At 72.4% G+C, this 25,026-nt stretch carries 18 protein-coding genes; 14 read left to right on the top strand and 4 right to left on the bottom strand.

Going from position 1 to position 25,026, the window contains the following annotated elements; translation table 11 throughout:
* Positions 1 to 175 precede the first annotated feature (175 nt).
* Positions 176 to 1,738 (bottom strand): glycoside hydrolase family 53 protein, encoded by a 1,563-nt coding sequence (locus ACZ63H_RS35420; RefSeq protein WP_469872218.1) that lies wholly within the window; start codon positions 1,736 to 1,738, stop codon positions 176 to 178.
* Between the two features lie 108 nt (positions 1,739 to 1,846).
* Positions 1,847 to 3,868 carry a beta-galactosidase gene (locus ACZ63H_RS35415; RefSeq protein ID WP_469872216.1) on the bottom strand — a complete coding sequence of 674 codons (2,022 nt, stop codon included), beginning with the start codon at positions 3,866 to 3,868 and terminating at the stop codon, positions 1,847 to 1,849.
* 236 nt (positions 3,869 to 4,104) lie between these two features.
* Here ACZ63H_RS35415 and ACZ63H_RS35410 point away from each other — a divergent pair, with 236 nt between their 5' ends.
* From ACZ63H_RS35410 to ACZ63H_RS35395, 4 genes are read left to right on the top strand one after another with little or no spacing between them, the layout of a single operon-like run.
* Positions 4,105 to 5,421, top strand: a complete 1,317-nt coding sequence (locus ACZ63H_RS35410; protein WP_469872214.1) for an ABC transporter substrate-binding protein — start codon at positions 4,105 to 4,107, stop codon at positions 5,419 to 5,421.
* On the top strand, positions 5,418 to 6,344 hold the full coding sequence (locus tag ACZ63H_RS35405; RefSeq protein WP_469872212.1) for a carbohydrate ABC transporter permease: 927 nt from the start codon (positions 5,418 to 5,420) through the stop codon (positions 6,342 to 6,344). The genes ACZ63H_RS35410 and ACZ63H_RS35405 overlap by 4 nt, the downstream gene beginning before the upstream one ends.
* Positions 6,341 to 7,246: a carbohydrate ABC transporter permease gene (locus ACZ63H_RS35400; RefSeq protein ID WP_469872210.1), complete on the top strand. Its 906-nt coding sequence runs from the start codon at positions 6,341 to 6,343 to the stop codon at positions 7,244 to 7,246. The genes ACZ63H_RS35405 and ACZ63H_RS35400 overlap by 4 nt, the downstream gene beginning before the upstream one ends.
* Positions 7,243 to 8,274: a LacI family DNA-binding transcriptional regulator gene (locus tag ACZ63H_RS35395; protein ID WP_469872208.1), complete on the top strand. Its 1,032-nt coding sequence runs from the start codon at positions 7,243 to 7,245 to the stop codon at positions 8,272 to 8,274. Before ACZ63H_RS35400 ends, ACZ63H_RS35395 begins: the two co-directional genes overlap by 4 nt.
* A gap of 266 nt (positions 8,275 to 8,540) precedes the next feature.
* Here ACZ63H_RS35395 and ACZ63H_RS35390 read toward each other — a convergent pair whose 3' ends face one another.
* On the bottom strand, positions 8,541 to 9,959 hold the full coding sequence (locus tag ACZ63H_RS35390; protein ID WP_469872206.1) for a sulfatase-like hydrolase/transferase: 1,419 nt from the start codon (positions 9,957 to 9,959) through the stop codon (positions 8,541 to 8,543).
* Positions 9,956 to 10,933 (bottom strand): TauD/TfdA dioxygenase family protein, encoded by a 978-nt coding sequence (locus ACZ63H_RS35385; RefSeq protein WP_469872204.1) that lies wholly within the window; start codon positions 10,931 to 10,933, stop codon positions 9,956 to 9,958. The genes ACZ63H_RS35390 and ACZ63H_RS35385 overlap by 4 nt, the downstream gene beginning before the upstream one ends.
* A 528-nt stretch (positions 10,934 to 11,461) precedes the next feature.
* Here ACZ63H_RS35385 and ACZ63H_RS35380 point away from each other — a divergent pair.
* The 10 genes from ACZ63H_RS35380 (at position 11,462) to ACZ63H_RS35335 (ending at position 24,896) form a co-directional block, all read left to right on the top strand.
* Positions 11,462 to 12,703, top strand: a complete 1,242-nt coding sequence (locus ACZ63H_RS35380; RefSeq protein WP_469872202.1) for an ROK family protein — start codon at positions 11,462 to 11,464, stop codon at positions 12,701 to 12,703.
* A 49-nt stretch (positions 12,704 to 12,752) separates the two neighbouring features.
* Positions 12,753 to 12,836, top strand: coding sequence for a putative leader peptide (locus ACZ63H_RS35375; protein ID WP_469872220.1), 84 nt, complete (start codon positions 12,753 to 12,755; stop codon positions 12,834 to 12,836).
* A gap of 290 nt (positions 12,837 to 13,126) precedes the next feature.
* Positions 13,127 to 14,719 carry an ABC transporter substrate-binding protein gene (locus ACZ63H_RS35370; RefSeq protein ID WP_469872201.1) on the top strand — a complete coding sequence of 531 codons (1,593 nt, stop codon included), beginning with the start codon at positions 13,127 to 13,129 and terminating at the stop codon, positions 14,717 to 14,719.
* 2 nt (positions 14,720 to 14,721) lie between these two features.
* Entirely contained in the window at positions 14,722 to 15,666 is a 945-nt protein-coding gene (locus ACZ63H_RS35365) for an ABC transporter permease (RefSeq protein ID WP_469872199.1), read from the top strand.
* Positions 15,667 to 15,670: 4 nt separating this feature from the next.
* Positions 15,671 to 16,534: an ABC transporter permease gene (locus ACZ63H_RS35360; RefSeq protein ID WP_469872197.1), complete on the top strand. Its 864-nt coding sequence runs from the start codon at positions 15,671 to 15,673 to the stop codon at positions 16,532 to 16,534.
* Complete coding sequence (locus tag ACZ63H_RS35355) at positions 16,531 to 18,405, top strand: dipeptide ABC transporter ATP-binding protein (RefSeq protein WP_469872195.1); 1,875 nt, start codon at positions 16,531 to 16,533, stop codon at positions 18,403 to 18,405. Before ACZ63H_RS35360 ends, ACZ63H_RS35355 begins: the two co-directional genes overlap by 4 nt.
* Positions 18,402 to 19,331: a formylglycine-generating enzyme family protein gene (locus ACZ63H_RS35350; protein ID WP_469872193.1), complete on the top strand. Its 930-nt coding sequence runs from the start codon at positions 18,402 to 18,404 to the stop codon at positions 19,329 to 19,331. Before ACZ63H_RS35355 ends, ACZ63H_RS35350 begins: the two co-directional genes overlap by 4 nt.
* Complete coding sequence (locus ACZ63H_RS35345; RefSeq protein WP_469872191.1) at positions 19,328 to 21,175, top strand: sulfatase; 1,848 nt, start codon at positions 19,328 to 19,330, stop codon at positions 21,173 to 21,175. Before ACZ63H_RS35350 ends, ACZ63H_RS35345 begins: the two co-directional genes overlap by 4 nt.
* Positions 21,172 to 23,484 carry an arylsulfatase gene (locus tag ACZ63H_RS35340; RefSeq protein WP_469872189.1) on the top strand — a complete coding sequence of 771 codons (2,313 nt, stop codon included), beginning with the start codon at positions 21,172 to 21,174 and terminating at the stop codon, positions 23,482 to 23,484. The genes ACZ63H_RS35345 and ACZ63H_RS35340 overlap by 4 nt, the downstream gene beginning before the upstream one ends.
* A 203-nt stretch (positions 23,485 to 23,687) precedes the next feature.
* Positions 23,688 to 24,896, top strand: coding sequence for a S8 family peptidase (locus ACZ63H_RS35335; RefSeq protein WP_469872187.1), 1,209 nt, complete (start codon positions 23,688 to 23,690; stop codon positions 24,894 to 24,896).
* Positions 24,897 to 25,026 lie beyond the last annotated feature (130 nt).

Raw genomic sequence — 25,026 nt, 5'->3', positions numbered from 1 at the left:
ACCCCCAGCCATACCACCCCCCCCCCCCCCCCCCCCCCCCCCCCCTCCCCCCTCTCCCCCTTCCCCCCCCTCCCCCCCCCCCCCCCCCCCCCCGGGCCCGGGGCCGCCGTCCCCCCCCCCAGGCCCGTGGCGGGGGCCCGGCCGCCGCGGTGCGGCCGGGCCCCCTCGACGTGGTTCAGCGGTGGCCGAACCACGTCATGGAGGCGAGCGCCTTGTCGTCGTAGCCGAAGAGGGCCTGGTTCTCCCAGCCGTTGCCGGAGGCGGCGTCCGCGGGGTCCCAGCCGTTGCCGGCGACGGCGGTCCAGGTGGCCTCCCAGTAGAAGACGCCGAGGCCGCGGCCGTTGGGGACGGCCTCCACGATGCTCGCCACGTCGTTCATCCACCGGGTCTGGCCGGCGACGGTCGCCGGGTAGCCGGAGACGAGTTCGCCGGTGGTGTCGATCTGGTTGGTGAGCGCGTCGTCGCTGTCGAGACGGAAGGGGTAGGCCGTCTCGGCGACGAACACCGGCTTGCCGTAGCGGGAGGCCGCGTCGTCCAGGGTGGTCTGGAAGTCGGAGAGCGCGCCGTGCCAGTAGCCGTAGTACGACAGGCCGATCACGTCGAACCTGACGCCGTTCGCGACCGCGTTGTCGAACCACCATTCGGTGCCGGCCTTGTCCCCGCCCTTGGCCAGGTGCAGCGCGACGGGGGTGGCCGGGTCGACCGCCTTGACGGCGCTGTAGCCGGAGTTGATCAACCCGGCGAGCTGGGTCCAGTTGTCCGTTGATCCCTCGGACCACAGCATGCCGCCGTTGATCTCATTGCCCACCTGGACCATGTCGGCGGTGGTGCCTTGAGCCTTCAAGGCGTTCAGCACGTCGTACGTGTGGTTGTACACGTCCGTCTTCAGCTGACTGTATGTGTGGCCCGCCCAGGCGGCCGGCTTCTTCTGGGCTCCGGGGTCGGCCCAGGTGTCCGAGTAGTGGAAGTCGACCAGCAGCTTCATGCCCTGTGCCTTGACGCGCTTGGCCACCGCCAGGACGTGCGCCTTGTCGTTGAAGCCGTCGGCGGGGTTCACCCACACCTTCAGACGCGCGTAGTTCATGCCGTACGACTTGAGGATGGGGAGGGCGTCGCCGGCGGTGCCCGCGCTCGTCCTGTACGTGCCGCCCTTGGCCTCGCTCTTGGCGAGGGAGGAGATGTCGGCGCCATGGATGGAGGTGCCCGTGGTGCCGGGCGCGAAGGTCAGGTCGTCGACGTTGATCCAGTTGCCCGCGTTCGCGTCACTGTTGACGCTGATGGTGCACTGGTTGTTGCTCACCTTGACCGGCGTGACGATCCGGATCCATCCACTGGACGAGACCGGCAGATCGGTGCGCTGTTCGGCACCCCCGCAGTTCTTGAGCGCTATGTAGGCGGCCTTCTGTCCGCCGCCGGACCGCACCCACGCGGTCAGCGTGTAGTTCCCGTTGGCCAGCCCGGACAGGTACTGGTAGGTCTCCGTCTTGTAGGCGGTGGCCGAGTAGTGGCTGAGGCGGTAGCCGCCGCCATGGCCGCCGGCCTCGGTGTAGGAGGCGCCGGTGTCGCCGTACTCGGACCAGCCGGCGGGCACCGCCACGCCCGCGCCGTCGGTCTCGAAGCCGCCGTTGGTGAGCGTGCTCGCGGCCTGGGCGGTCTGGGCGGGCAGGGTGGTGAGGGCGAGGGCGGCCGCGAGCGGCGGCAGCAGGGCGGTGATGGTGCGTCTGGGATGGAACTTCATCGTCCGTCGTCCCTTCGACGTAACTGGGGGAAGGCTCCCGCGGCGGGACCGCGGAAGGCCCCCGCCGCCCGCGGCTTCCACGGCTCGCGCGGGCGGCGGGGAGTCGGCTCAGCCGTCGAGTCGCACGACCCGGACGGCTCCGGCCGGGACCGCGAGGCGGCCCGCGGCGCGTTCGCCCGTCAGCAGTTCGGTGCCGGGCGCCGCCAGCGGCACCTTGGTGTCGCCGGCGGTGTGGTTGATGACGAAGAGGAAGGTGCCCGTCTCACCGCTGCGGCGCACGACCTCGACGTCGCGCGGCAGTTCGGCGCGCGGGGCGAGTCCGGCGTCGTCGGCCGCGCGGCCGAGGACGGCGTCCAGCCCCTGGGCGTCGAGTCGGGTGGAGACGTACCAGGCGGTGCCGCGGCCGAACCGGTGCCGGGTGACGGCCGGGCGGCCCGCGGTGAGCCCGTCGGCGTACCGCCACACGGTCTCGGCACCGCGCGGGACGACGAACTCGGTCCACACGTCGCCGGCCGGTCCGGTTCCGTCCGGGCCGGTCAGCCGCACCCGCTCGTCCCTCAGCAGCGGCGAGAACTCCTCCACGGTCAGGCCGAGGACCTCGCGCAGCGCGCCCGGGTAGGCGCCCTCGTGGACGGCGTCGTGCTCGTCGACGATGCCGGAGAAGTACGACACGACCAGCGTGCCGCCGTTCTCGACGTAGCGGCGGACGTTGCGGCCGGCGGCCTCGGTCATCAGGTACAGGGCCGGGACCACGACCAGGGGGTACGCGGACAGGTCGGCTTCGGGATGGGCGAAGTCGACCGTGAGGTGGCGGTCGTAGAGGGCCTCGTAGAAGGTGTCGGCACGCTCGCGCGGGTCGTGGTCCTCGCTGGGGCGCCAGTCGAGCGACTGCGCCCACCAGGACTGCCAGTCCCACAGCATGGCCGCGTCGGCCTCGGTGCGGGTGCCCCGGATCGCGCCCAGCGCTTCCACCGCGGAGCCGAGTTCGACCACCTCGCGCCAGACGCGGGTGTCGGTGCCGCCGTGCGGGACCATCGCGGAGTGGAACTTCTCCGCGCCGCGCCGGGACTGGCGCCACTGGAAGAACATCGCGCCCTCGGAGCCGCGGGCGACGTGGGCGAGGGAGTTGCGGGCCATCTGGCCGGGCGCCTTGGCCGGGTTGCGGGGCTGCCAGTTGACGCCCGAGGTGGAGTGCTCCAGCAGCAGCCAGGGAGCGCCGCCGGCGACCGAGCGGGTGAGGTCGGCGGCCATCGCGAGGTTGACGTGGGTGCGGCGGCCGTCGGTGATCAGGTAGTGGTCGTTCGTGACGAGGTCGACCTCGCGGCCCCAGGCCCAGTAGTCCATGGAGTCGCACTGGCTGAGGGCGGTCATGAAGTTGGTGGTGACCGGGACGCCGGGTGAGAGGCGGTGCAGGATGTCGCGTTCGGCGCGGAAGTTCTCCCGGATGGTGGCGTCGGTGAACCGCCGGTAGTCCAGCGCCTGGCCCGGGTTGCCCACGGTCGGGGTGGTGCGGGGCGGGTTGATCTGGGCGAGGTCCGTGTAGCGCTGGCCCCAGAACGCCGTTCCCCATGCCTCGTTGACCGCGTCCACGGTGCCGTAGGTGTCCGCGAGCCAGTGGCGGAAGCGGGCCGCGCAGGTGTCGCAGTAGCAGGCGGAGACGGGGACGCCGTACTCGTTGTGGACGTGCCACATCGCGAGCGCGGGGTGGTCGCCGTAGCGCTCGGCGAGCCGGGTGGTGATGTCCGCGGCGGCGGCGCGGTAGTCGGCGTTGCCGTGGCAGATGGCGCCGCGCGAGCCGAATTCGTAGCGCACCCCGTCGGCGGTGACCGGCAGGGCCTCGGGGTGGGCGCGGTAGAACCAGACGGGCGGCACCACGGTGGGCGTGCCGAGGTCGACGCGGACACCCCCCTCGTGCAGCAGGTCCAGGACCCGGTCGAGCCAGCCGAAGTCGAATTCCCCGGGCGCCGGTTCCAGCAGGGCCCAGGAGAAGATGCCGACGCTCACCATCGTGACACCGGCCTCCCGCATCAGCCGGACGTCCTCCCGCCAGACGGATTCCGGCCACTGCTCGGGGTTGTAGTCCCCGCCGAAGGCGAGCCTCGTGAGGCCCCTGGGGGCGGTGTCCGGCATGGATGTCTCCCGGAGAATCGATCAGATGGGAACGTGCACACACAACGACGGCGGTGCGAGCCCAACATAACCGCACAGCAACAACCATTGACAAGTGTCCGGGATGTTTCTCTACTGTGAACGCTCACAGAAGCATGGCAGGGACTCCCGGCAGGCGAGCGCCCGGGTCATGTGAGCGTGCACAACTGCGTGACAGGTCCCCGCAGCGGGCGGGGACCCGGGTCAGGGGAGAAACCATGCCGCACACGAAGCGCCGCCGCCTCGTGACAACCGCCGTCGCCGTGTCGCTCGGCGCCACCGCCCTCGCCGCCTGCGGCTCCGGGGACGACAGCAAGGCCGAGTCGGGTCCCGTGTCGCTGACGTACTGGACCTGGACGCCCGGCATGGACAAGGTCGTCGACCTGTGGAACAAGGGGCCGGGGAAGAAGGAGCAGATCACCGTCACGGTGAAGAAGCAGGCGTCCGGCGACACGCTGGTCACCAAGATCCTCACCGCGCACAAGGCGAAGAAGGCCCCCGACCTGGTGCAGGCCGAGTACCAGGCACTGCCGACGCTGGTCAGCAACGACGCCCTGGCCGACGTCTCCGACGACGTCGACGGCGTCGAGGACAAGTTCGCCGAGGGCGTCTGGCAGCAGACCACGCTCGGCACGGACGCCGTCTACGCGGTGCCGCAGGACATCGGCCCGATGATGTTCTACTACCGCGAGGACCTGTTCAAGAAGTACGGCCTGAAGGTCCCCACCACCTGGGAGCAGTTCGCCGACACCGCCCGCCGGCTGAAGGAGAAGGCCCCCGACAAGGACCTGACCACCTTCTCCGCCAACGACTCCGGCCTCTTCGCGGGCCTCGCCCAGCAGGCCGGCGCGAAGTGGTGGACGACCTCCGGCGACCGGTGGAAGGTCGGCATCGACGACGCGGCCACCCGGAAGGTCGCCCGGTTCTGGGGCGGCCTGGTCAAGGAGGGCGTCATCGACAACCAGCCGATGTACACCCCGTCCTGGAACAAGGCGCTGAACACGGGCCGGCAGATCGCCTGGGTGAGCGCGGTGTGGGCGCCCGGCACCCTGAACACGGCCGCGCCGGACACCAAGGGCAAGTGGGCCATGGCCCCGCTCCCCCAGTGGTCGGCGGAGCAGGACGTCACCGGCAGCTGGGGCGGTTCCTCCACGGCGGTCACCACCGACTCCGCGCACCAGGAGGCCGCCGCCAGGTTCGCGGTCTGGCTGAACACCGACCACGACGCCCTGAACGCGCTGGCGAAGGAGGGCGGCATCTACCCGGCGTCCACCTCCGCGCAGCTCAGCGGCGCCTTCTCCAACCCGCCGGCGTACTTCTCCAACCAGCCGGACTTCTACACCAAGGCCGCCGGCATCGCGAAGACCACCGCGCCGGCCTCGTGGGGCCCGAACGTGAACGTCGCCTACACGTCCTTCAAGGACGCCTTCGGCGCCGCCGCCAAGAACAAGTCGGACTTCGCCGCCGCCCTGCGGAAGATGCAGGACGACACGGTCGCCGACATGAAGAAGCAGGGCTTCGAGGTCTCCCGGTGAGCAGCCCGACCAGCCGGAGGGGGTACGGGGTCAAGGCGGCCCCGTACACCTTCCTCTTCCCCGCCACGATCCTGTTCGCCCTCTTCTTCGCGCTGCCCATCGGCTACGCGGTCTGGCTCAGCTTCCGCAAGGTGCGCGTCTCCGGGCTCGGCCTGGGCTCGGGCGCCCGGCACGAGGTCTGGGCCGGCTTCGAGAACTACACCGCGGCCTTCCAGGACGGCGAGCTGCTGCACGGAGCGCTGCGCGTGCTCGGCTACGGCTGCGTCGTCGTCCCGGTGATGCTGGGCCTCGCGCTGCTGTTCGCGCTGATGCTGGACTCCGAGAAGGTACGGCTCGCCCCGATCACCCGGCTCGCGATCTTCCTGCCGTACGCCATCCCCGGCGTGGTGGCCGCACTGCTGTGGGGCTTCCTGTACCTGCCGGACGTCAGCCCGTTCTACTTCGTGCTCGACAAGCTGGGGCTGCCGCAGCCGGACCTGCTGGACGGCGGCCCGCTCTACCTCGCCCTGTCCAACATCGCCGTCTGGGGCGGCACCGGCTTCAACATGATCGTCATCTACACGTCGCTCAGGTCGATCCCGGCCGAGGTGTACGAGGCGGCGCGGCTGGACGGCGCCACCCCGCTGCAGATCGCGCTGCGGATCAAGATCCCGATGGTGGCGCCCTCGCTGGTGCTGACCTTCTTCTTCTCGATCATCGCGACGCTCCAGGTGTTCAACGAGCCGACCACCCTGAAGCCGCTCACCAACTCGGTCAACACGACCTGGAGTCCGCTGATGAAGGTGTACCAGGACGCCTTCGGCCGCAACGACATGTACTCGGCGGCGGCCGAGGCGACCCTGATCGCCGTGGTCACGCTGCTGCTGTCGTTCGGGTTCCTGCGGGCCGCGAACCGCCGCAACAAGCAGGAGGCAGCGCGATGAGTGCTCTCGCCGTCCACGAGGCGGCCCCGGCCGCCGGCACGACGCCGGGCGCGGCGCGGCGTCCGCCGCTGCGCCGCCGCATCGCGCTGGTGCCGACGGTCGCCCTGCTGCTCGGCGCGGTCTACACGCTGCTGCCGGTCGCCTGGGTGGTGATCGCGTCGACCAAGTCCGGGCACGAGCTGTTCTCCACGTTCACGTTCCTGCCCGGCACCGGCTTCACCGAGAACATCAAGGACCTCAACGCCTACCGGGGCGGCGTCTACTGGAAGTGGATGGGCAACTCCGCGCTGTACGCCGGTCTCGGCGCCCTGCTGTCCACCGCCGTGTCGGCGTTCAGCGGCTACGCGCTCGCCACGTACCGCTTCAGGGGCCGCGAGACGATGTTCAACGTGCTGCTCGCGGGCGTGCTGATGCCGCCGGTGATCCTCGCGATCCCGCAGTACCTGCTGCTGGCGAAGGCCGACCTGACGGACTCCTACCTGTCCGTGCTGCTGCCGCAGATCCTCTCCCCGTACGGCGTCTACCTGGCCCGGATCTACGCGTCCGCCGCCGTGCCCGCCGACGTGGTGGAGGCCGGGCGGATGGACGGGGCGAGCGAGTGGCGGATCTTCACCCGGATCGCACTGCCGATGATGATCCCCGGCATGGTGACGGTGTTCCTGTTCCAGTTCGTCGCGGTCTGGAACAACTTCCTGCTGCCGTACATCATGCTCAGCGACGATGAGAAGTTCCCGCTGACGCTGGGCCTTTACACGCTGCTGGAGCAGGGCGCGAACACGCCCGCGCTGTACACCCTGGTGATCACCGGGGCGTTCCTCGCGGTGCTTCCGCTGATCGCGCTCTTCCTGGTCATCCAGCGGTTCTGGAGCCTGGATCTGCTGTCCGGGGCCGTAAAGTCATGACCATGAGCAACACGGGGGGCCGGCGCAGGGCACCGACGATCCACGACGTGGCGCGCGAGGCCGGTGTCTCGCGCGGCACCGTCTCACGCGTGCTCAACGGCGGGCACTACGTGAGCCCCGCGGCCCAGGAGGCGGTCAACGCCGCCATCCGCAGGACCGGGTACGTCGTGAACCGGCACGCCCGTTCGCTGATAACGGGACGCTCGGACTCGGTCGGCTTCCTGCTGACCGAGCCGCAGGAGCGGTTCTTCGAGGACCCGAACTTCAACGTCCTGCTGCGCGGCTGCACCCAGGCGCTGGCCGCGCACGACATCCCGTTGCTGCTGATGCTGGCGGGTACGCGGGACGAACGGCGCCGGATCACGCGGTACATCACCGCCGGGCACGTCGACGGGGTGCTGCTGGTCTCCAGCCACTCCGGCGACCCGGTCGCCGAGGAGCTGCGGGCGGCGGGGGTGCCCCTGGTCGCCTGCGGCAAGCCCATCGGCCTCGGCTCGAAGGTGGGTTACGTCGCCGCCGACGACCGGGACGGCGCCCGGGACATGGTCCGGCACCTGCTGTCGCTGGGGCGGCGGCGGATCGGCATGGTCACCGGTCCGCCGGACACCCCCGGTGGTGTGGAGCGGCTCGCCGGGTACCGGGAGGTGCTGGCCGAGGCGGGTCTCCCGGCCGACGAGCGGCTGGTCGTCTCCGGTGACTACAGCCGCGCGAGCGGTGAGGCGGGCGCGGAGCGGCTGCTGGAGCGGGTGCCGGACATGGACGCCGTGTTCGTCGCCTCCGACCTGATGGCGCAGGGCGTGCTGGCGGCCCTGCACCGGGCCGGGAAGCGGGTGCCGGAGGACATCGCCGTCGGTGGTTTCGACGACTCCCCGGCGGCGACCGCCGCCACCCCGGCACTCACCACCATCCGGCAGCCGTGGGACCGGATCAGCAGCGAGATGGTCCGGGTGCTGCTCGCCCAGCTGGGCGGCGAGGACCCGGCGGCGGTGATCCTGCCCACGGAGCTGGTGCGGCGCGCATCCGCTTAGAGGTCCCGGCCAAGGCGCCGGACGTCGCGGTAGCCGCCGGCCGACGACACCGCGAGCGGCATGCCCCGGCCGTCGGTGACGATGTGGTGCTCGCCGCCCGTCCGTGCGCGGCCGACCCGGCCGGGCCCGCTCCGCTCCGCCGGGGCTTGAGGAGCCCCGGGAACGGTCCGCGGCGGACCGGCCGCCGGTGCCGGACACGAACGTCCCCGCGGCATGCCCGCCCGCGGGCCGGGGCGGAACGGGCCGGCGTCGCCGCGGCGCCGGCGTCAGGGCCGCTGGTGGCCGAACCGCACCCCCTCCCACGGCACCGAGCGGGGCAGGGTGTCGGGGCTGCGCTGCGGGACGGACCGGGCCGGTGACCGTGTGATCTGCGGGCTCGCCCCCTCCACCCGGGCCAGCTGCCCGAGCAGTTCGGCACGCAGCTCGTCCGCCACGCGGGCGTGGGAGTCCAGCCCGATCAGGTTGTCCAGCTCGTACGGATCCGCAGCGAGGTCGTAGAGCCCGGTCTCCCGGTAATGGTCCGCGGCCGCTTCCCGCCACGGGTCGGTGTCCGCCCGCGCCGCCACGACGTACTTCCACCGTTCGGTGCGCAGCGCACGCCCGATGTGGTCCTCGCTGATCTGCACGAGGACCGACCTCGGGCGCCGCGGATCGGACCCGCCGCGCAGCAGCGGCAGCAAGGACCTTCCGTGCAGGCCCTCGGGCACCACCAGCCCCGCCGCGTCGATCAGCGTCGGCATCAGGTCGACGGTGCTCAGCGGCTGCCGGACGAGACCGCCGCCGCGGAAGGACGGCCCCGTCAGCGCGAACGGAACCCGTACGGACGCCTCGTGCGCCGAGCGCTTGTACTCGCCGTTGCGGGTACGGAAGTGCGAGCCGTGGTCCGCGGTCCAGGCCAGCACCGTGTCGTCCTCGATGCCCAGGCCGAACAGCGCGTCACGCAGCCGCCCCAGTCCCTCGTCGACCCGCTTGATCTGGCCCAGGTAGCCGCCCAGGTGACGATGCGGCCCGCCGTGCGGCGCGCCCGGTGCGAGTGCCGCGAGGTCGGGCGGGATCCACTGGCCCTCGTAGCGCTCCCGGTAGCCGCGCGGCGCCGGATGGTCGTCCGCCGCGTTCTGGTGGTGCGGTTCGAGCAGGGAGAGGAAGAGCAGGAACGGACGGTCGTGGTGGTCGGCTACGAAGCGGATCGCCGCGTCGACGAGCGCGTCCGAGCGGTAGCCCGGCAGGCGCACCGGCTCGCCGTCCCCGTCGTGGACCACCGTCCGATGGGCGTCGGAGGTGAACTCCAGCCGGTCCGAGGCGAGCCAGGAACGGTAGCCGCCGCGCCGCCCGGCAGGGACCGGCCCGTCGGGCCCGTCCTCGCCCGCCAGGTGCCACTTGCCGATGTACCCGGTCGCATAGCCGGCCGCGTCGAAGACTTCGGCGAGGCTCGGCACGTCGCGCGGGAGTGGCAGACCGTTGCGGAACACTCCCGTGGCCGTCGGGTACAGGCCGGTCTGGAGGGACGAACGAGCCGGCGCGCACACCGGGTTGGGGGTGATCGCGTGCTCGACGAGCGTGCCCTCGCGGGCCAGCCGGTCGAACTCGGGGGTCACCCCCGCCCGGTTGCCGTGCACGCCCGTGGTGTCCCAGCGCTGCTGGTCGGTGAGGACCACGATCACGTGGGGACGACGGGGCACGGTCATGCGGTGGCGGCCTGCGCGGTCGGTACGCCCGACGCGTCCGACGTGCTCGACGCGCCCGACGCGACGCCGAACGACGGGTCCGGCACCGACTCGGGGGACAGCAGCACGGAGGACCGGCCGTCGACGCCGACCGGGACGTCGCCGTCGATGGTGACCCGGCGCAGTTTGCGCTCGTGGTCGTCGGAGTCGTCCACCCCGTAGTGCTGCGTCGCCCGGTTGTCCCAGATGGCGACGTCGCCGACCTGCCACTGCCAGCGCACGGTGTTCTCGGGCCGCTCGATGTGGGACTGGAGGAGCTGGAGCAGGGCACGCGAGTCCGGCGCGGTCAGCCCCGTGATGCGCTGGACGAAGTTGCCGAGCAGCAGGACCCGCTCCCCGGTCTCCGGGTGGACGCGCACGACGGGGTGCTCCGTGAGGAACTTCGTCGAGGTGAACACCTCGCGGAACCGGGCCAGCTGCTCGGGCAGCGCGTCGGGGCGCAGCGCGGCGTAGTCGTAGTCGTTGGAGTGCACGGCGCGCAGCTCGTCGGCGAGGCGGCGCAGCGGCTGAGGCAGCCGGGCGTACGCGGTCGCGGTGTTGGCCCACAGGGTGTTGCCGCCGTACGGGGGCACGACCACGGCGCGCAGGATGGAGAAGGCCGGGTACGCGGGGACGAAGGTCACGTCGCTGTGCCACTGGTTGGCACGGCCGCCGTGGTCGGAGTCGATCGGGAAGGAGTAGCGGCCGTCGGCGGAGGGGACGGTCGGGTGGGCGACCGGCGTGCCGAGCAGGCGGCCGAAGGCCTCGTGCTGCTCCTCGTCCAGGTGGTCCTGGCCGCGGAAGAAGACGACCTTGTGCTCGAGCAGGGCCGCGCGGATCTCCGCCACGGTGGCCGCGGGCAGGTCGCCGCCGAGACGGACGCCGGTGAGGACCGCGCCGAGGCGGCCACCGACCTTCTGCACGGTGACGGCGGGGGCCGGGGCTGTGGTGGTCATGTGTGTTTCCTTCCGTGGACACAAGCGACGGACGTCGGCTCGCGTGGAGTTAATTCCTGAGGGGAAGCAATTGAGGCGAGGCAGGGACCGCGCCCGGAAACCGCGCGACCGGGGCGGATGCCGGATGACGCGAGGAGCCGGGAGGCGTGCGGTTGCCATGACGACGACGGCGGCGGCGCGAACCCGCGGCGCGGGACGCTCGGTTCAGGCGCCGGCGGCCCGGCAGAGGCCCGGACAGAGCGCCGGGGCGGCGGTGCCGAGCCGCGACTCGCAAGCGGCCGTGGTGAGCATGCCCCGGAGACTGACAGGGCCCCGCGAGGGTCGTCAAGGACGGGGACCGAGCCCCGGATCCCGTCCCAGAGTGCTTCAATTCCCCCTGCACGGCACCTGGCCGTCGGCCCGGGAACCCGTGCTGACCAGGCGGTTTCAGGCACCGAACCGAAGGGACCGAGGCCTTGGCACCCGCCCCGCGGGACGGCCCGTGACCGGCTTCGGGATTTCATGTCCCCGCAACGTGGAGAGGCAACGATGACGTCCACCGCCCAGCCCAGAATGGTCGGCGACGGCCGGCGCGAGGCGAACGCGGCTCTCGTGCTGCGAACGGTCCTCGATCACGGCCCGGTCGCCCGCAGCGCCGTCGCCCGGCTCTCGGGACTCAGCCCGGCCGCCGTGTCCCGGCAGGCCACCGACCTGACACGCACGGGGCTGCTGCGCGAACTGCCCGACCTCGTCGAGGGCCGGGGGGTGGGACGCCCGCAGATCCCGATGGACCTGCACGTCGGTGCGGTCGGCGGGCCGGTGGCCGGCGGCGTGCACCTGGGTGTGCCCGCGTCGTCGCTGGGCCTGGTCGACCTGCGGGGCAGGGTGATCGCCCGGCGCATGGTCCCGCACGACGGACTGGACCGGGAACTGCTGCCGGCCTTCGTCGCCGCCGAGTTGCGCGCCTTCCTCGCCGAACACGTGGGCGGACGGCCCCTGCTGGGAGTCGGCGCGGCGCTGGGCGGCTGGGTCGACCCGGTGCGGGGATCGGTCGTCCGGCACGAGGCGCTCGGGTGGCGGCACCGCCCGCTCGCCGCGGAACTCGCCGAGGGCCTGGGCGGGGTGCCCGTGCGGATCGACAACCACGCGCGGGCCATCGCCCAGTCGGAGATCCTCTTCGGCAGGCCGGCCGCACGGCGCAGTCTCGTCCACCTCTTCGTCGGCAACGTCGTGGACGCGGCCCTGGGCATCGCGGGCGTGGTGCACCAAGGGCCGGGTTCGGCGGCGGGCGACGTCGCGCACCTGCCCGTGCCCGACTCCACCGCCCCCTGCCCGTGCGGCCGTTCGGGCTGCCTGGAGGCGACCGCGTCGAACACCGCCGTCGCGGCGACCGCGGCGCGCCGGGGGATCGTGCCGGAGCCCGACATCTTCCTGGTCGTGGACGCGGCGGCCGCCGGTGACCGGCGCGCGGACCGGCTGCTGCGGGAGCGGGCCCGGGCGGTGGGCAGGGCGGTCGCCCTCCTGCTCGACGTCGTCAACCCGGACCTGGTGGTCGTCACCGAGCACGCCAGCATCCTCAACGCCGACTACCTGGAGGAGGTCAGGGGCGCCGCCGTCGATCTCTCGTCCGTCTGCGACGACCCCGAACGCATTGTCAGCCCCCATGCGGGCCCGGCCACGCTGCCCGTCGCGGCCGGCACCGTCCTGCTGAATCCGCTGTTCAGGGCGCCGCTGAGGACGATGGAGGAGCGGGCGGGGAGCGAAGCGGAAGGGCCGGCGCCGTCTCACTGAACGGACAGCGTCGTTGACCGCCGGACGACGTCACTGTCATATTGCTGGCGTGAGTCCAGAAAAGCGCCTCGTCTCCCGCAGGCATGTCGACCTGTGTCGACAGGCCAGCGCGGTCTGTGCCGTTCGCGTCTGACCACCTCGCCCGCGAGGGGACCCGGTCTCCGCGCCGATGCCTCCGCCTCGCCCCCGCACCCTTGCTCTTGATGCGCGCCGACAAACGCTGACAAACGCTGACAACGCCACTACGCGCTGGCAGCGACGGCGTGCGCGCTCTCGCGCCGAATCGTCAGCCGTTTGCACGACCTCGCGGCCATGAATTCCGCTTGCAGCGGAAGTAATGGCCGCGACATCGGGCGCGCGGCGCCGTTCCCCGCGTCCCGTCGTCACCTCATCGTCCCTCGAATCGTCACAGGCAGGCATCCGATGACCGAGTCGTACCCTTCCCCGGCCGCCCCACCCTCCCGGCGGACCGCCCTGCGTGCCGCCGGCGGTGGCACCCTGCTCCTCGGGCTGGGACTGGCGGGCTGCCGTTCGGCCGTCTCCGAGTCGGAGTCCGCCGGGCGGAAAGGCGCCGCCAGGCCGAGGCGGGGCGGCACGGTGAGCGTCGCCGTCAACAGCGACTTCACCCCCAGCCTCCTGTTCGCCCAGAGCAGCCAGTCCCTCCAGCACCGCCTCGTCTACAACACGCTGACGCGCTACGACGACGAACTGACACCGCGGCCCGAACTGGCGACCTCCTGGCACTACGCGGAGGACGGCCGCAGCATCACCCTGGAACTGCGCTCCGGTGTGACCTTCCACGACGGCCGGCCGTTCACCGCCGACGACGTGATCTTCGCCGTGAAGAACCTCCAGAACCCCGCCAGAGCAGCCCAGTTGAGGGCGACCGCGGGCGTGATCACCGGCTTCGAGAAGCAGGGCGACCACCGGTTGGTGCTCAAGCTGGCCCACCGCGTCAACAATCTCTTCGACCTCTTCGAGTTCATGATCATCACTGATCGGAACTCCGTCGAGGAGGCGCTGAAGGGAACCAGGCTCAACGGCACCGGACCGTTCCGGCTGACCAAGTGGAGCCCGGGCTCCGGGCTCAGCCTCACCCGCAACGACGCCTACTGGCAGCCGGGCCGCCCCTACCTGGACGCCGTCGAGTTCCGCGTGATCCCGCAGGCGGACGCCCTCGTCTCCTCCTTGCGCACGGGCCAGTCGCAGCTCACGTTCCAGGTGCCGGGCAGGAACCTCGCCGTCGTCAAGAGCAGTCCCGGCCTCACCGTCACCGAGTACGACACGGGCGGCGGAGCCCAGTACCTCGGCGTCAACACCACGATCGCCCCGCTCGACGACCGCACCGTCCGGCAGGCCCTCGCCCACGCCGTCGACCGCGACCGCATCCTGAAGCAGACCCTCGGCGGCTACGGACTCGCCTCGGCGGCCCCCTGGCCGAAGTCGTCGCCCGCCTTCACCGAGGCCGGCCGCACCCACTACGCGCACGACCCCGCGAAGGCGCGCGAACTGCTGAGGTCCGCCGGACACACCCGTCTCGACCTCCCCCTGCTGCACCTCGGGCTGCCCGGGGACACCGCCGTCGCCGAGTCCCTCCAGTACGACCTGAAGCAGGTGGGCGTCCACGTGACCCTCCAGCCCACCGACCCGGCCACCGCGCAGAAGGACCTCATCTCCCAGAAGATGCCCGCCCTGTGGACGATGAGCCACGGGTTCGCCCAGGTCCAGCCGTCGACCCTCGCGGTCAGCGCCTACCCCTTCAACGAGGCCAAGAACACCTCGAAATACCGGTCGGCGAAGTACACCCGGGTCGTCCGGGAGGCGTGGACGAGTCCCGCCACCGGCGCCGCGGCGAACGCGCTGCACCGCGAGATCTCCGACATCCTCCTCGACGAGGCGTTCATCATCGACCTCGTCATCCGCGGCAACGTCCAGGTCGCCGCCGAGAACCTGCACGGCGTCACGCTGAACAAGTTCGCCTACCTCAACCTCGACAACGCCTACCTGGCGGCCTGAGCATGGGCTTCCGACTGCTGCGGCGGTTCCCGTCCGCCCTCTTCGTCCTCCTCGTCGCCTCCTTCGTGATCTTCGCGATCCTCCGCCTGGTGCCGGGTGATCCCGCGACCTCCCTCGCCGGACCGGACGCCGGTCCCGAGACCGTCGCCGCCATCCGGGACCGCCTCGGCCTGGACGAACCCCTGGCGCTCCAGTACGTCCACTGGATCGGCGGCCTCCTCACCGGCGACCTCGGCCCGTCGTACGCCATCGGCGGCCAGACCGCCGACCTCATCGGCGACGGCCTCGGCGCGACGGCCGAACTGGCCCTGGGCGCCCTGCTGTTCGTCGTGGTCCTCGGCACCGCGTTCGGGGTGCTGGGCGCCACCGCACGCCGCGCCTGGGTACGCGCCGCGGTCCGGGTCCTGACGACCGGGGCGCTGGCCGTGCCGCCGTTCGTCACCGGCATCCTGTTCGTGCTGCTGTTCGCGGTGGTGCTGAAGGTCCTGCCGTCCGGCGGCCGGGTCTCCGTCCTGACCGCCCCCGACCTGGGCGTGCAGTACCTGCTGCTGCCCGCGCTGTGCCTGGCGCTGCCCAGCGCCGCGATCCTCGGCCGCTACCTGAAGGACGGCATCGAGCGCGCCCTCGCCGAGGACTACGTGCGCACGGCCACCGCGGCGGGCGTCCACCCGCGCCGGCTGCTGTGGCGCCACGCCCTGCCCAACGCGCTCCCGCCCGTCGTCACCCTGCTCGGCATGCAGACCGGCCACCTGCTGGGCGGCGCCGTGCTCGTCGAGGCCATCTTCGCCTGGCCCGGCCTCGGCCAGCTCGCCGAACAGGGCCTCACCCGCCGGGACTACCCGGTCGTCCAGGACCTGCTGCTGCTCCTGGTGACCGTCTTCGTCCTCGTCCAGTTGATCACCGATCTCGTCCATGCCTGGCTCGACCCCCGGATCAGGTGGGAGTGACCCCATGACCGCCATCACCCTCCCGGCCCCCGGGAAGCCCGCCCGCAGGACCCCGCGCCACCCCTACCGGGCCGCGCTGGCCTCCGCGAGGGGCCGCATCGGCCTCGCCCTCGTCCTGCTCGTCGTGCTCGCCGGGGTCTTCGCCCCGCTGCTCGCCGGGCACAGTCCGACCGACCAGTCCGGGCTCTCCCTGGCGGCCCCCGGCACCCCGGATCACCTCCTGGGCACCGACGACCTCGGCCGCGACCTGCTCGCCCGCCTGGTCTACGGCATCCGCGCCGACCTCGGCATCATCGCCCTCGCGGTGCCCCTCGGGGCGCTCGTGGGCTGCCTGTTCGCGCTGCTCGCCGCGACCCACCCGGCCGTGGACACCGCCGTCCAGCGGGCCTTCGACCTCGTCCTCGCCTTCCCGGGGCTGATCCTCGCCCTCGCCGTCACCGCCATCCTCGGCCCGGGCCGCCTGCCCGTCGTCCTGGTCGTCGCCCTCGCCGAGGTCCCCGCCTTCGGACGGCTGCTGCGCACCGGCATCCTGGTCGAGCGGGAACGCGAGTACGCCACGGCCGCCCGGGTCGGCGGCGCCTCCCGGGCCCGTGTCCTGACCCGGCACATCCTGCCCAACGCCGTGGATCCGCTCGTCGTGCAGATCGCCGTCTCGCTGACCGTCGCGGTCTTCATCGAGGGCGCGATGAGCTTCCTCGGCGTCGGTGTCCGCCCCCCGCAGCCCACCCTGGGCGCGGTACTGAGCCAGTCGATGCCCTACCTCGCCGACGCGCCGCACTTCGCCGCCGGCCCCCTGATCACCGTGACCGCGCTCGTCCTCGGCCTGTCCCTGATCGCCGAGGCACTGAACCGGGAGATACGCCGATGACCGCCCCCGCGCTGCTCGAAGTACGCGGCCTGGACGTCGAGTTCACCGCACCCGACGGCACCCTCACCCGCGCCGTGCGGGACGTGTCCTTCACCCTGGACCGGGGCGAGACCCTGGCCGTCGTCGGGGAGTCCGGCTCCGGCAAGTCCACCACCGCCCTCGCCCTGCTGCGGATGCTGCCGGGCACCGGCCGCGTCGCCCGCGGCTCCGTCCTGCTGGACGGGCAGGACCTCGCGGCCGCCGACGAGGCCGGGCTCCGGCGGGTCCGGGGCGCCCGCATCGGCATGATCTTCCAGGACCCGATGACGGCCCTGAACCCGGTGCTCACCGCGGGCGCCCACCTGGACGAGGTGCTGCGCGCCCACGGCGGCCGCGACAAGGCGGCCCGCCGTGCCCGGGCCGTGGAACTCCTCGGCCTGGTCGGCATCCCGGATCCGGAACGCCGCCTGGACGACCACCCGCACCGCTTCTCCGGCGGCCAGCGCCAGCGCATCCTGATCGCCATGGCCCTGGCCGGCGAACCGGACGTCCTGGTCGCCGACGAGCCCACCACCGCCCTCGACGCCACCGTCCAGGACCAGATCCTCACCCTGCTCGGCGACCTCAACCGCCGCACCGGCACCGCCCTGGTCCTCATCACCCACAACATGGGCGTGGTCGCCCGCGCCTGCGAACGGGTCCTGGTGATGTACGGCGGCACCGTCGTCGAGGACGGTCCCACCGCCGAGGTCCTCACCCGCCCGCGGCACCCCTACACCGCCGGCCTGCTCGCCGCGGTGCCCCGCCTGTCCTCGCCGTCCGGCACCCGCCTGGCCGGCATCCCCGGTGCTCCGCCCGACCTCTCGGTCCTCACCGACGGCTGCGCCTTCGCCGACCGCTGCGCCTTCACCGAGGACCACTGCCGCACCGTCACCCCGCCGCTGGTCGCCGTCACGACGGGGGCCGCGCCGGGAGGGGGCACGGTACGGGCGGCCTGCCCGCCCGCGGCGACACGGTCCGCGCCGCTGCCCGCCACGCCCCCGCCCGCCCGGATCGACCGGCCCCGCCCCGGCGCCGTGGTCCTGGAGGCCGTAGGACTGCGCAAGACCTACCGGGGCCGCGGCCTGCGCGGGCGTCCGCTGACCGCGCTGGACGACGTCTCCCTGACCCTGGCCGCCGGCGAGACCCTCGGCATCGTCGGCGAGTCCGGCTCCGGCAAGTCCACCCTCGCCCGCGTGCTCGCCCACGCGCACCCGAGCGACTCGGGCACCCTGCGGCTGGACGGCGTGGACATCAGCCGCCCCTCCCGCCGCGAGCTGCACACCGTACGGCGCCGCATCCAGATGGTCTTCCAGGACCCGTACGCCTCCCTCAACCCCCGCATGACCGCCGGCCAGATCATCGCCGAGCCGCTGCACGCCTTCGGCATCGGCGACCGGAGCCGACGCGCGCAGCGGGTCGAGGAACTCCTGCTGCTCGTCGGACTCGACCCGTCCGCGGCCGACCGCCGCCCGCGGTCCTTCTCCGGCGGCCAGCGCCAGCGCATCGGCATCGCGCGCGCCCTCGCCCCCGAACCGTCCGTCCTCATCTGCGACGAGCCCGTCTCCGCGCTCGACGTCTCCGTCCAGGCCCAGATCGTGGGCCTGCTCACCGACCTGCAACGCGATCTCGGGCTCTCCCTCGTCTTCATCGCCCACGACCTCGCCGTGGTGCGGCAGGTCAGTCACCGCATCGCCGTGATGCACCGGGGACGCGTCGTGGAGACCGGCAGCGCCGACGAGGTGTGCGAGAACCCGGCCGACCCCTACACCCGGGCCCTGCTCGCCGCCGCCCCCGACCCCGTCCCGCCGGCGCGCCACCGCGAGCCCCGCTCCACGCAGGTGCCCGCGTGAGCGGCTGCTGCGCCCCCGGCCGCGCCTGCGGCGGCGGAGCGGGACCGTTCACCGGGCTGCTTCCCCCGCCGCGGACGCGCCCCGCCGCCCACCCCGGCCTGGTGGAGCTGCCCGGCGGCACCTTCCTGCGCGGCGACGCCTTCGGCGAGGGCTACCACGCCGACCGCGAGGGCCCGGTCCGCGAGGTGAGCGTCGCGCCGTTCGCCATCGACGCCACCGCCGTCACCAACGCCCGGTACGCGGCCTTCGTCGAGGCCACCGGCCACCGCACCGACGCCGAGCGCTTCGGCTCGTCGTACGTCTTCCACCTGCTGCTCCACCCCGGCGCCGAGCGCCACGTCCTCGGCCGCGTCCCGGGAGCACCCTGGTGGCTCGGCGTCGCCGGAGCGTCCTGGCGCGCACCCGAGGGCCCCGGCTCCGACCTCGACGGCCGCGCCGACCACCCGGTGGTGCACGTCTCGCACCACGACGCCCTGGCGTACTGCGCCTGGGCGGGGTTGCGGCTGCCCACGGAGGACGAGTGGGAGTACGCCGCGCGCGGCGGCCTGCGGGGCGCCCGCTATCCGTGGGGGAACGACTTCACGCCGGGCGGGCGGGAGATGTGCAACACCTGGCGGGGACACTTCCCCCACCGCTCCGACCGGCCCGGCGGCAGCACCGGCACCATGCCCGTCACCGCCTACGAACCCAACGGGTTCGGCCTGTACAACACCTCGGGCAACGTGTGGGAGTGGGTCCAGGACGCCCACGGCGCCGGCGAACGGGTCATCCGCGGCGGCTCCTACCTCTGCCACGCCTCCTACTGCAACCGCTACCGGGTCGCCGCCCGCTCCCACAACACCCCCGACTCCTCCACCGGCCACGGCGGCTTCCGCTGCGCCCGCGACACGGAGCCGGCCGCACCGGAAGGACGTACCGCCTCGTGAAGGCCGTCATGGTGATGTTCGACAGCCTCAACCGGCACATGCTGCCGCCCTACGGCGGACCCGAGTGGGTCCACGCCCCGAACTTCGCCCGGCTCGCCGCCCGCACCGTCACCTACGACAGCTGCTACGCCGGTTCGATGCCCTGCATGCCCGCCCGCCGCGAACTGCACACCGGACGCCACAACTTCCTGCACCGCGGCTGGGGCCCGCTCGAACCGTTCGACGACTCCATGCCCGAACTGCTGAAACAGAACGGCGTCCACACCCACCTGGTCAGCGACCACCAGCACTACTGGGAAGACGGCGGCGCCACCTACCACGGGCGCTACAGCACCTGGGAGTTCTTCCGCGGCCAGGAGGGCGACCCGTGGAAGGGCCACGTCGCCGACCCGCGGCCGCCCGAGGACCTGCGCGCCGGCCGGGGCGAGCTGTGGCGCCAGGACTGGGTCAACCGGCAGTACCTCGGCAGCGAGGCCGAGCAGCCGCAGACCCTCACCTTCGACGCGGGGCTGGAGTTCCTGAGCGTCAACCACGCCGAGGACGACTGGTTCCTGCAGATCGAGACGTTCGACCCGCACGAGCCCTTCTTCACCCAGGCCCACTACAAGGACCTCTACCCCCGCGACTACGACGGACCCCACTTCGACTGGCCCGACTACAACCGGGTCACCGAGACGCCGGAGCAGGTCGAGCACGCCCGCTACGAGTACGCGGCGCTGCTGTCCATGTGCGACCGCTCGCTCGGCCGGGTCCTGGACGCCATGGACACCCACGGCCTGTGGGACGACACCCTGCTGATCGTCTGCACCGACCACGGCTTCCTGCTGGGTGAGAAGGGCTGGTGGGCGAAGGTGGTCCAGCCCTGGTACGAGGAGCTGGTCCACACCCCGCTCTTCGTGCACGACCCGCGCCGCCCGGACCGCGCCGGCACCCACGACGCCACCCTCGTCCAGACCATCGACATCGCGCCGACCCTGCTGGAGTACTTCGGCGTCGACCGCACGCCCGACATGCAGGGGCGTCCCCTGGGCGGGACGGCCGGGACGGCCGGCGCCGGGGCCGAACGGACCTCCGCCCTGTTCGGCATGTTCGGCGGTCATGTGAACATCACCGACGGCCGCTACGTCTACATGCGCGCCTGCCACGACGACACCAACCTGCCCCTCAACGAGCACACCCTGATGCCCACCCGCATCCGCGGCCGCTTCACCCCGCAGGAACTCGCCGGCATCTCCCTCGCGGAACCCTTCTCCTTCACCAAAGGGGTGCGGACCGTCCGGGTTCCCGCGCCCGCGCCGGCGCTCCTCGGCCCGCAGCGGTTCGGCACCCTGCTCTTCGACCTCGCGACCGACCCGCACCAGGAACGGCCGATCGTGGACGACGCCGTCGAACTGCGCATGATCCGGCTCCTGGTCGAGCAGTTGCGCGCCAACGACGCCCCGCAGGACCAGTACGAACGCCTCGGACTCCCCCACGAGCCGGACGCCGCCGGCGAGCGGCACCTGCTGGTGGCCGCACAACGCGAGCGGGCGGACGCCGCGCGCGAACCGGCCGCCCGCGCCGACGAGTTCCCCGAGGGCACCCTAAACCTGCGCACCCCGCTCGCCCGGCTGCTGGCCGAACCGGCGGCGGCCGACGCCGTGCGCCGCATCGTGCCGGGGCTGCTCGACACCGAGCTGCTCACCCTGCGCGGCGGCGGCACCCTCCTGCACATCGCCGCGTTCACCGGCCGGCCGGGCCGCGCGCAACTCACCGAGCTGGCCGGCGAACTGGCCCGCCTCTTCCCGGCCCCCCGCACCGACAGCACCGACAGCACCGCCGACGACGCGGAGGTCCCCGCATGAGCAGCGCCACCCGACGCGACCCGTACGAGGGTTTCCCCGGCCACGTCGGCCGGACCTTCGCCGAGTCCGAACCGGCCTGGCCGGCACCCGCCCCCACCGGGAAGGCACCGAACATCGTCGTCGTCCTCGTCGACGACATGGGGTACAGCGACATAGGCCCGTTCGGCTCGGAGATCCCCACGCCCGTCCTCGACCGCCTCGCCGACGGCGGAGTACGGCTGACCAACTACCACACCATGCCGTTGTGCTCCCCGGCACGGGCGGCGCTGCTCACGGGTCTCAACCCGCACCGCGTCGGCTACGCCATGGTCGCCAACTCCGACCCGGGCTTCCCCGGATACGGCATGCAGATCGCCGACGACATCCCCACCCTCGCCGAACTGCTCCACGACGCCGGATACGCCACCTACGCCGTCGGCAAGTGGCACCTGGTGCGCGACTCCGCGTCCAACGCGGCGAACGACCGCGCCGGCTGGCCGCTCCAGAAGGGCTTCGACCAGTACTACGGCGTACTGGAGGGCTTGACCAGCCTCTTCCACCCGCACCAGCTCGTCCGGGACAACAGCCCGCTCGACATCGACGAGTTCCCCGACGACTACTACTACACGGACGACATCACGGACCAGGCGATCGCCATGGTCAAGTCACTGCGCGCCCACGACCGGGACAAGCCCTTCTTCCTGTACCTCGCCCACAACGCCGTGCACGGGCCGCTCCAGGCCAAGGCCGAGGACATCGACCGCCACCGCGGACGCTACGACGACGGCTGGGACGCGTTGCGCGAACGGCGCTTCGCCGCGCAGAAGGCCGCCGGCCTCTTCCCGCCCGGCACGGAACTGCCCGCCCGCAACAGCGAGTCGGGCCTCGACGTACCGGCCTGGGAAAGCCTCACCGAGGAGCAGCGCCGGCTCTACGCCCGTTACATGGAGGTGTACGCGGCGCTCGTCGACAACATCGACCAGAACCTCGGCCGCCTCACCGACACCCTCGACGCGCTCGGGGAACTGGACAACACCATCATCGTCTTCACCTCCGACAACGGTGGCACCGGAGAGGGCGGCGCCGAGGGCACCCGGTCGTACTTCAGCCGCTTCGTCCACCACCCGGGGCTGCCGGACGACTGGACGCCCGACGTCGACCGCGCCCCCGAGCTGATCGGCGGCCCCCGCAGCCTCGTCCACTACCCGCGGGGCTGGGGCATGGCCTCCAACACGCCGTTCCGCCTCTACAAGGGCCACACCTACGCCGGCGGCGTACGCGTCCCGTTCCTGCTGTCCTGGCCCGACGGCGCCAGGGAAGGACGGCTCGCTCCGGGCCTGCGCCCGCAGTACCAGTACGTCACCGACATCGCACCCACTCTCCTGGAACTGGCCGGGCTGCGACGCCCCGGCACCCGGCGCGGCCGCACCCTGCAGGAACCGGACGGCACGAGTTTCGCCCCCGTCCTGTCCGACGCCGCCCACGACTCCACCCACCACGAGCAGTACTGCGAGATGAGCGGCAACCGCAGCCACTACCGCGACGGCCACAAACTCGTCACCCTGCACCGGCCCGGCACGCCCTACGACGACTCCGAATGGGCGCTGTACGACATCCGCACCGACCCCACCGAGATCCACGACCTCGCCGCCGAGCGCCCGGACCTCGTCAAGGAACTGTCGGCGGCCTGGGAGGAGGCGGCCTGGCGCAACGGCGTCTTCCCGCTGCCGGACGGCAGTGGAGCGCTCGCCCGCCGCAACCCCGCCGAACGGCGGCTCGCCCGGCCGCTCACCCTGCTGCCCGGCACGCCGGAACTGGAGCGCTACCGCTCCTCCCGGCTGATCTCCCTGCGGTCCTTCGACATCGAGGTGCTGCTCGACGAGACCGGCGAAGGCGTCCTCGTCTCGCACGGCGACCAGGGCGGCGGCTACAGCCTGTACGTCGAGGACGGGCGGCTGCGCCTCGCCTACAACGAGTACGGCGTCCTGCACGAGACGGACGCCGGTCCCCTGGCGACGGGTCCGCACCACGTCCTGCTGAGCGCCACCGCCGAGGAGGGCCTGCGCTGGCGGTTCACGCTGGTCGTCGACGGGAGCGAACGGGCCGTGTCCGGCAGCGTGCACCAGCTCATCGGCATGGCGCCGTTCCAGGGCATCAGCGTCGGCGTCGACCGCAAGTCCCCCGTCTCCTGGCCCCTGTACGAACGCCACCGCACCTTCCGGTTCACCGGGCGGCTGAGGTCGGTGACGTACCGGCCCGGGGCGCCGGGCCCCGACTCCCCGGAAGCGGTGGCCACCGCGCTCCGCGAGGCGGCGTCCGCGTTCGAGTGAGTGACACTTATGTCGTGCACATGGCAAGTATGTTGATGGTTCGTCAACTGGCTTGTGAGCAACGGCTGTTGTCGGCAACCCTCGATCACAGCCCGGGCGGGATGCCACGCCCCCCGCCTCGGCAGGGGTGCGCGATCACGCGCACCCGCCCCACAGACGCGCGCCCCACCCGTGCGCGCCGCCAAGAGGAGGAATCCCTCGTAATGGCACAACTGCGGAGCAAGAGAATACGGTTCGCCGCGACCGCCGCGATCGCGGCGACCACCTTGGCCGGCGGCCTCGCCGCCGTCCCCGCCCAGGCCGCGCCCGCCGTGGGCAAGGTGATCGGTGCCGGCTCGCCCACGGCGGTCCGGGACAGTTACATCGTGACGCTCCGGAAGGACGCCGGGTTCAAGGCCTCCTCGATCACGGGCAGGAATCTGGTCAAGGAGTACGGCGGCAGCGTGACCAGGACGTTCGGCAGCGCGCTGAACGGCTACACCGCCACCCTCTCCACGACGGAGGCCGAGCGCCTGGCCGCCGACCCGGCGGTGGCGGCCGTCGAGCAGGACCAGCGCGTCCGTGTCGCCGACACCACGCAGTCCAACGCGCCGTGGGGCCTCGACCGCATCGACCAGACCTCCCTGCCCCTGTCCGGCACCTACACCTACCCGGACAGCGCCGGCAGCGGTGTGACCGCCTACGTCATCGACACCGGCGTACGCATCACGCACCAGCAGATCAGCGGCCGCGCCTCCTACGGCTACGACGCCGTCGACGGTGACACCGACGCCGCGGACGGCAACGGCCACGGAACCCATGTGGCCACCACCATCGCCGGCTCCACCTACGGCGTGGCCAAGAAGGCGAAGATCGTCGCCGTGCGGGTACTGGACAACAACGGATCCGGGACCACCGCCGGAGTCATCGCCGGCATCGACTGGGTGACCCGCAACCACTCCGGCCCCTCCGTCGCCAACCTGTCGCTCGGCGGCGGTGCGTCCACCACGCTGGACGCGGCCGTGCGGACCTCCATCGCGAGCGGCGTGACGTACGCGGTGGCCGCGGGCAACAGCAACGCCAACGCCTCCTCGTACTCCCCGGCCCGGGTCACCGAGGCCATCACCGTCGGCGCGACGACCAGCACCGACGCCCGGGCGAGCTACTCCAACTACGGCTCCGTGCTGGACATCTTCGCCCCGGGGTCCTCCATCACGGCCGGCTGGAACACCGGCGACACCGCGACCAACACGATCTCCGGCACCTCCATGGCGACCCCGCACGTCGCCGGAGCCGCCGCGGTCTACCTGTCCGGTCACGCCTCCGCCACACCGGCCCAGGTCGCCACGGCCCTGGTGGACGGGGCGACGACAGGCAAGGTCACCAGCCCCGGCTCGGGCTCGCCCAACCGCCTGCTGAAGCTCGTACCGTGACCGCTTCGCCCGCGGTCCGGCCGTCGTGAGCGCCGTGGGGGGGGGGGGGGGGGGGGGGAGGGGGAGGGGGGGGGGGGGGGGGGGGGGGGGGGGGAAAGGGGGGGAGCCACGTCCACCGACCCCCCGACAC

It is taken from the genome of Streptomyces sp. NPDC104831, assembly GCF_055583025.1.
Note: the sequence above shows the minus strand (reverse complement) of the source record. Positions and strands in the feature narration are given on the sequence as shown.

Excerpts from the sequence above, each read along its gene's own strand:
- ACZ63H_RS35420 (WP_469872218.1), bottom strand. The coding sequence starts at position 1,738 with ATGAAGTTCCATCCCAGACGCACCATCACCGCCCTGCTGCCGCCGCTC.
- ACZ63H_RS35415 (WP_469872216.1), bottom strand. The coding sequence starts at position 3,868 with ATGCCGGACACCGCCCCCAGGGGCCTCACGAGGCTCGCCTTCGGCGGG.
- ACZ63H_RS35410 (WP_469872214.1), top strand. The coding sequence starts at position 4,105 with ATGCCGCACACGAAGCGCCGCCGCCTCGTGACAACCGCCGTCGCCGTG.
- ACZ63H_RS35400 (WP_469872210.1), top strand. The coding sequence starts at position 6,341 with ATGAGTGCTCTCGCCGTCCACGAGGCGGCCCCGGCCGCCGGCACGACG.
- ACZ63H_RS35395 (WP_469872208.1), top strand. The coding sequence starts at position 7,243 with ATGACCATGAGCAACACGGGGGGCCGGCGCAGGGCACCGACGATCCAC.
- ACZ63H_RS35390 (WP_469872206.1), bottom strand. The coding sequence starts at position 9,959 with ATGACCGTGCCCCGTCGTCCCCACGTGATCGTGGTCCTCACCGACCAG.
- ACZ63H_RS35385 (WP_469872204.1), bottom strand. The coding sequence starts at position 10,933 with ATGACCACCACAGCCCCGGCCCCCGCCGTCACCGTGCAGAAGGTCGGT.
- ACZ63H_RS35380 (WP_469872202.1), top strand. The coding sequence starts at position 11,462 with ATGACGTCCACCGCCCAGCCCAGAATGGTCGGCGACGGCCGGCGCGAG.
- ACZ63H_RS35370 (WP_469872201.1), top strand. The coding sequence starts at position 13,127 with ATGACCGAGTCGTACCCTTCCCCGGCCGCCCCACCCTCCCGGCGGACC.
- ACZ63H_RS35365 (WP_469872199.1), top strand. The coding sequence starts at position 14,722 with ATGGGCTTCCGACTGCTGCGGCGGTTCCCGTCCGCCCTCTTCGTCCTC.
- ACZ63H_RS35360 (WP_469872197.1), top strand. The coding sequence starts at position 15,671 with ATGACCGCCATCACCCTCCCGGCCCCCGGGAAGCCCGCCCGCAGGACC.
- ACZ63H_RS35355 (WP_469872195.1), top strand. The coding sequence starts at position 16,531 with ATGACCGCCCCCGCGCTGCTCGAAGTACGCGGCCTGGACGTCGAGTTC.
- ACZ63H_RS35340 (WP_469872189.1), top strand. The coding sequence starts at position 21,172 with ATGAGCAGCGCCACCCGACGCGACCCGTACGAGGGTTTCCCCGGCCAC.
- ACZ63H_RS35335 (WP_469872187.1), top strand. The coding sequence starts at position 23,688 with ATGGCACAACTGCGGAGCAAGAGAATACGGTTCGCCGCGACCGCCGCG.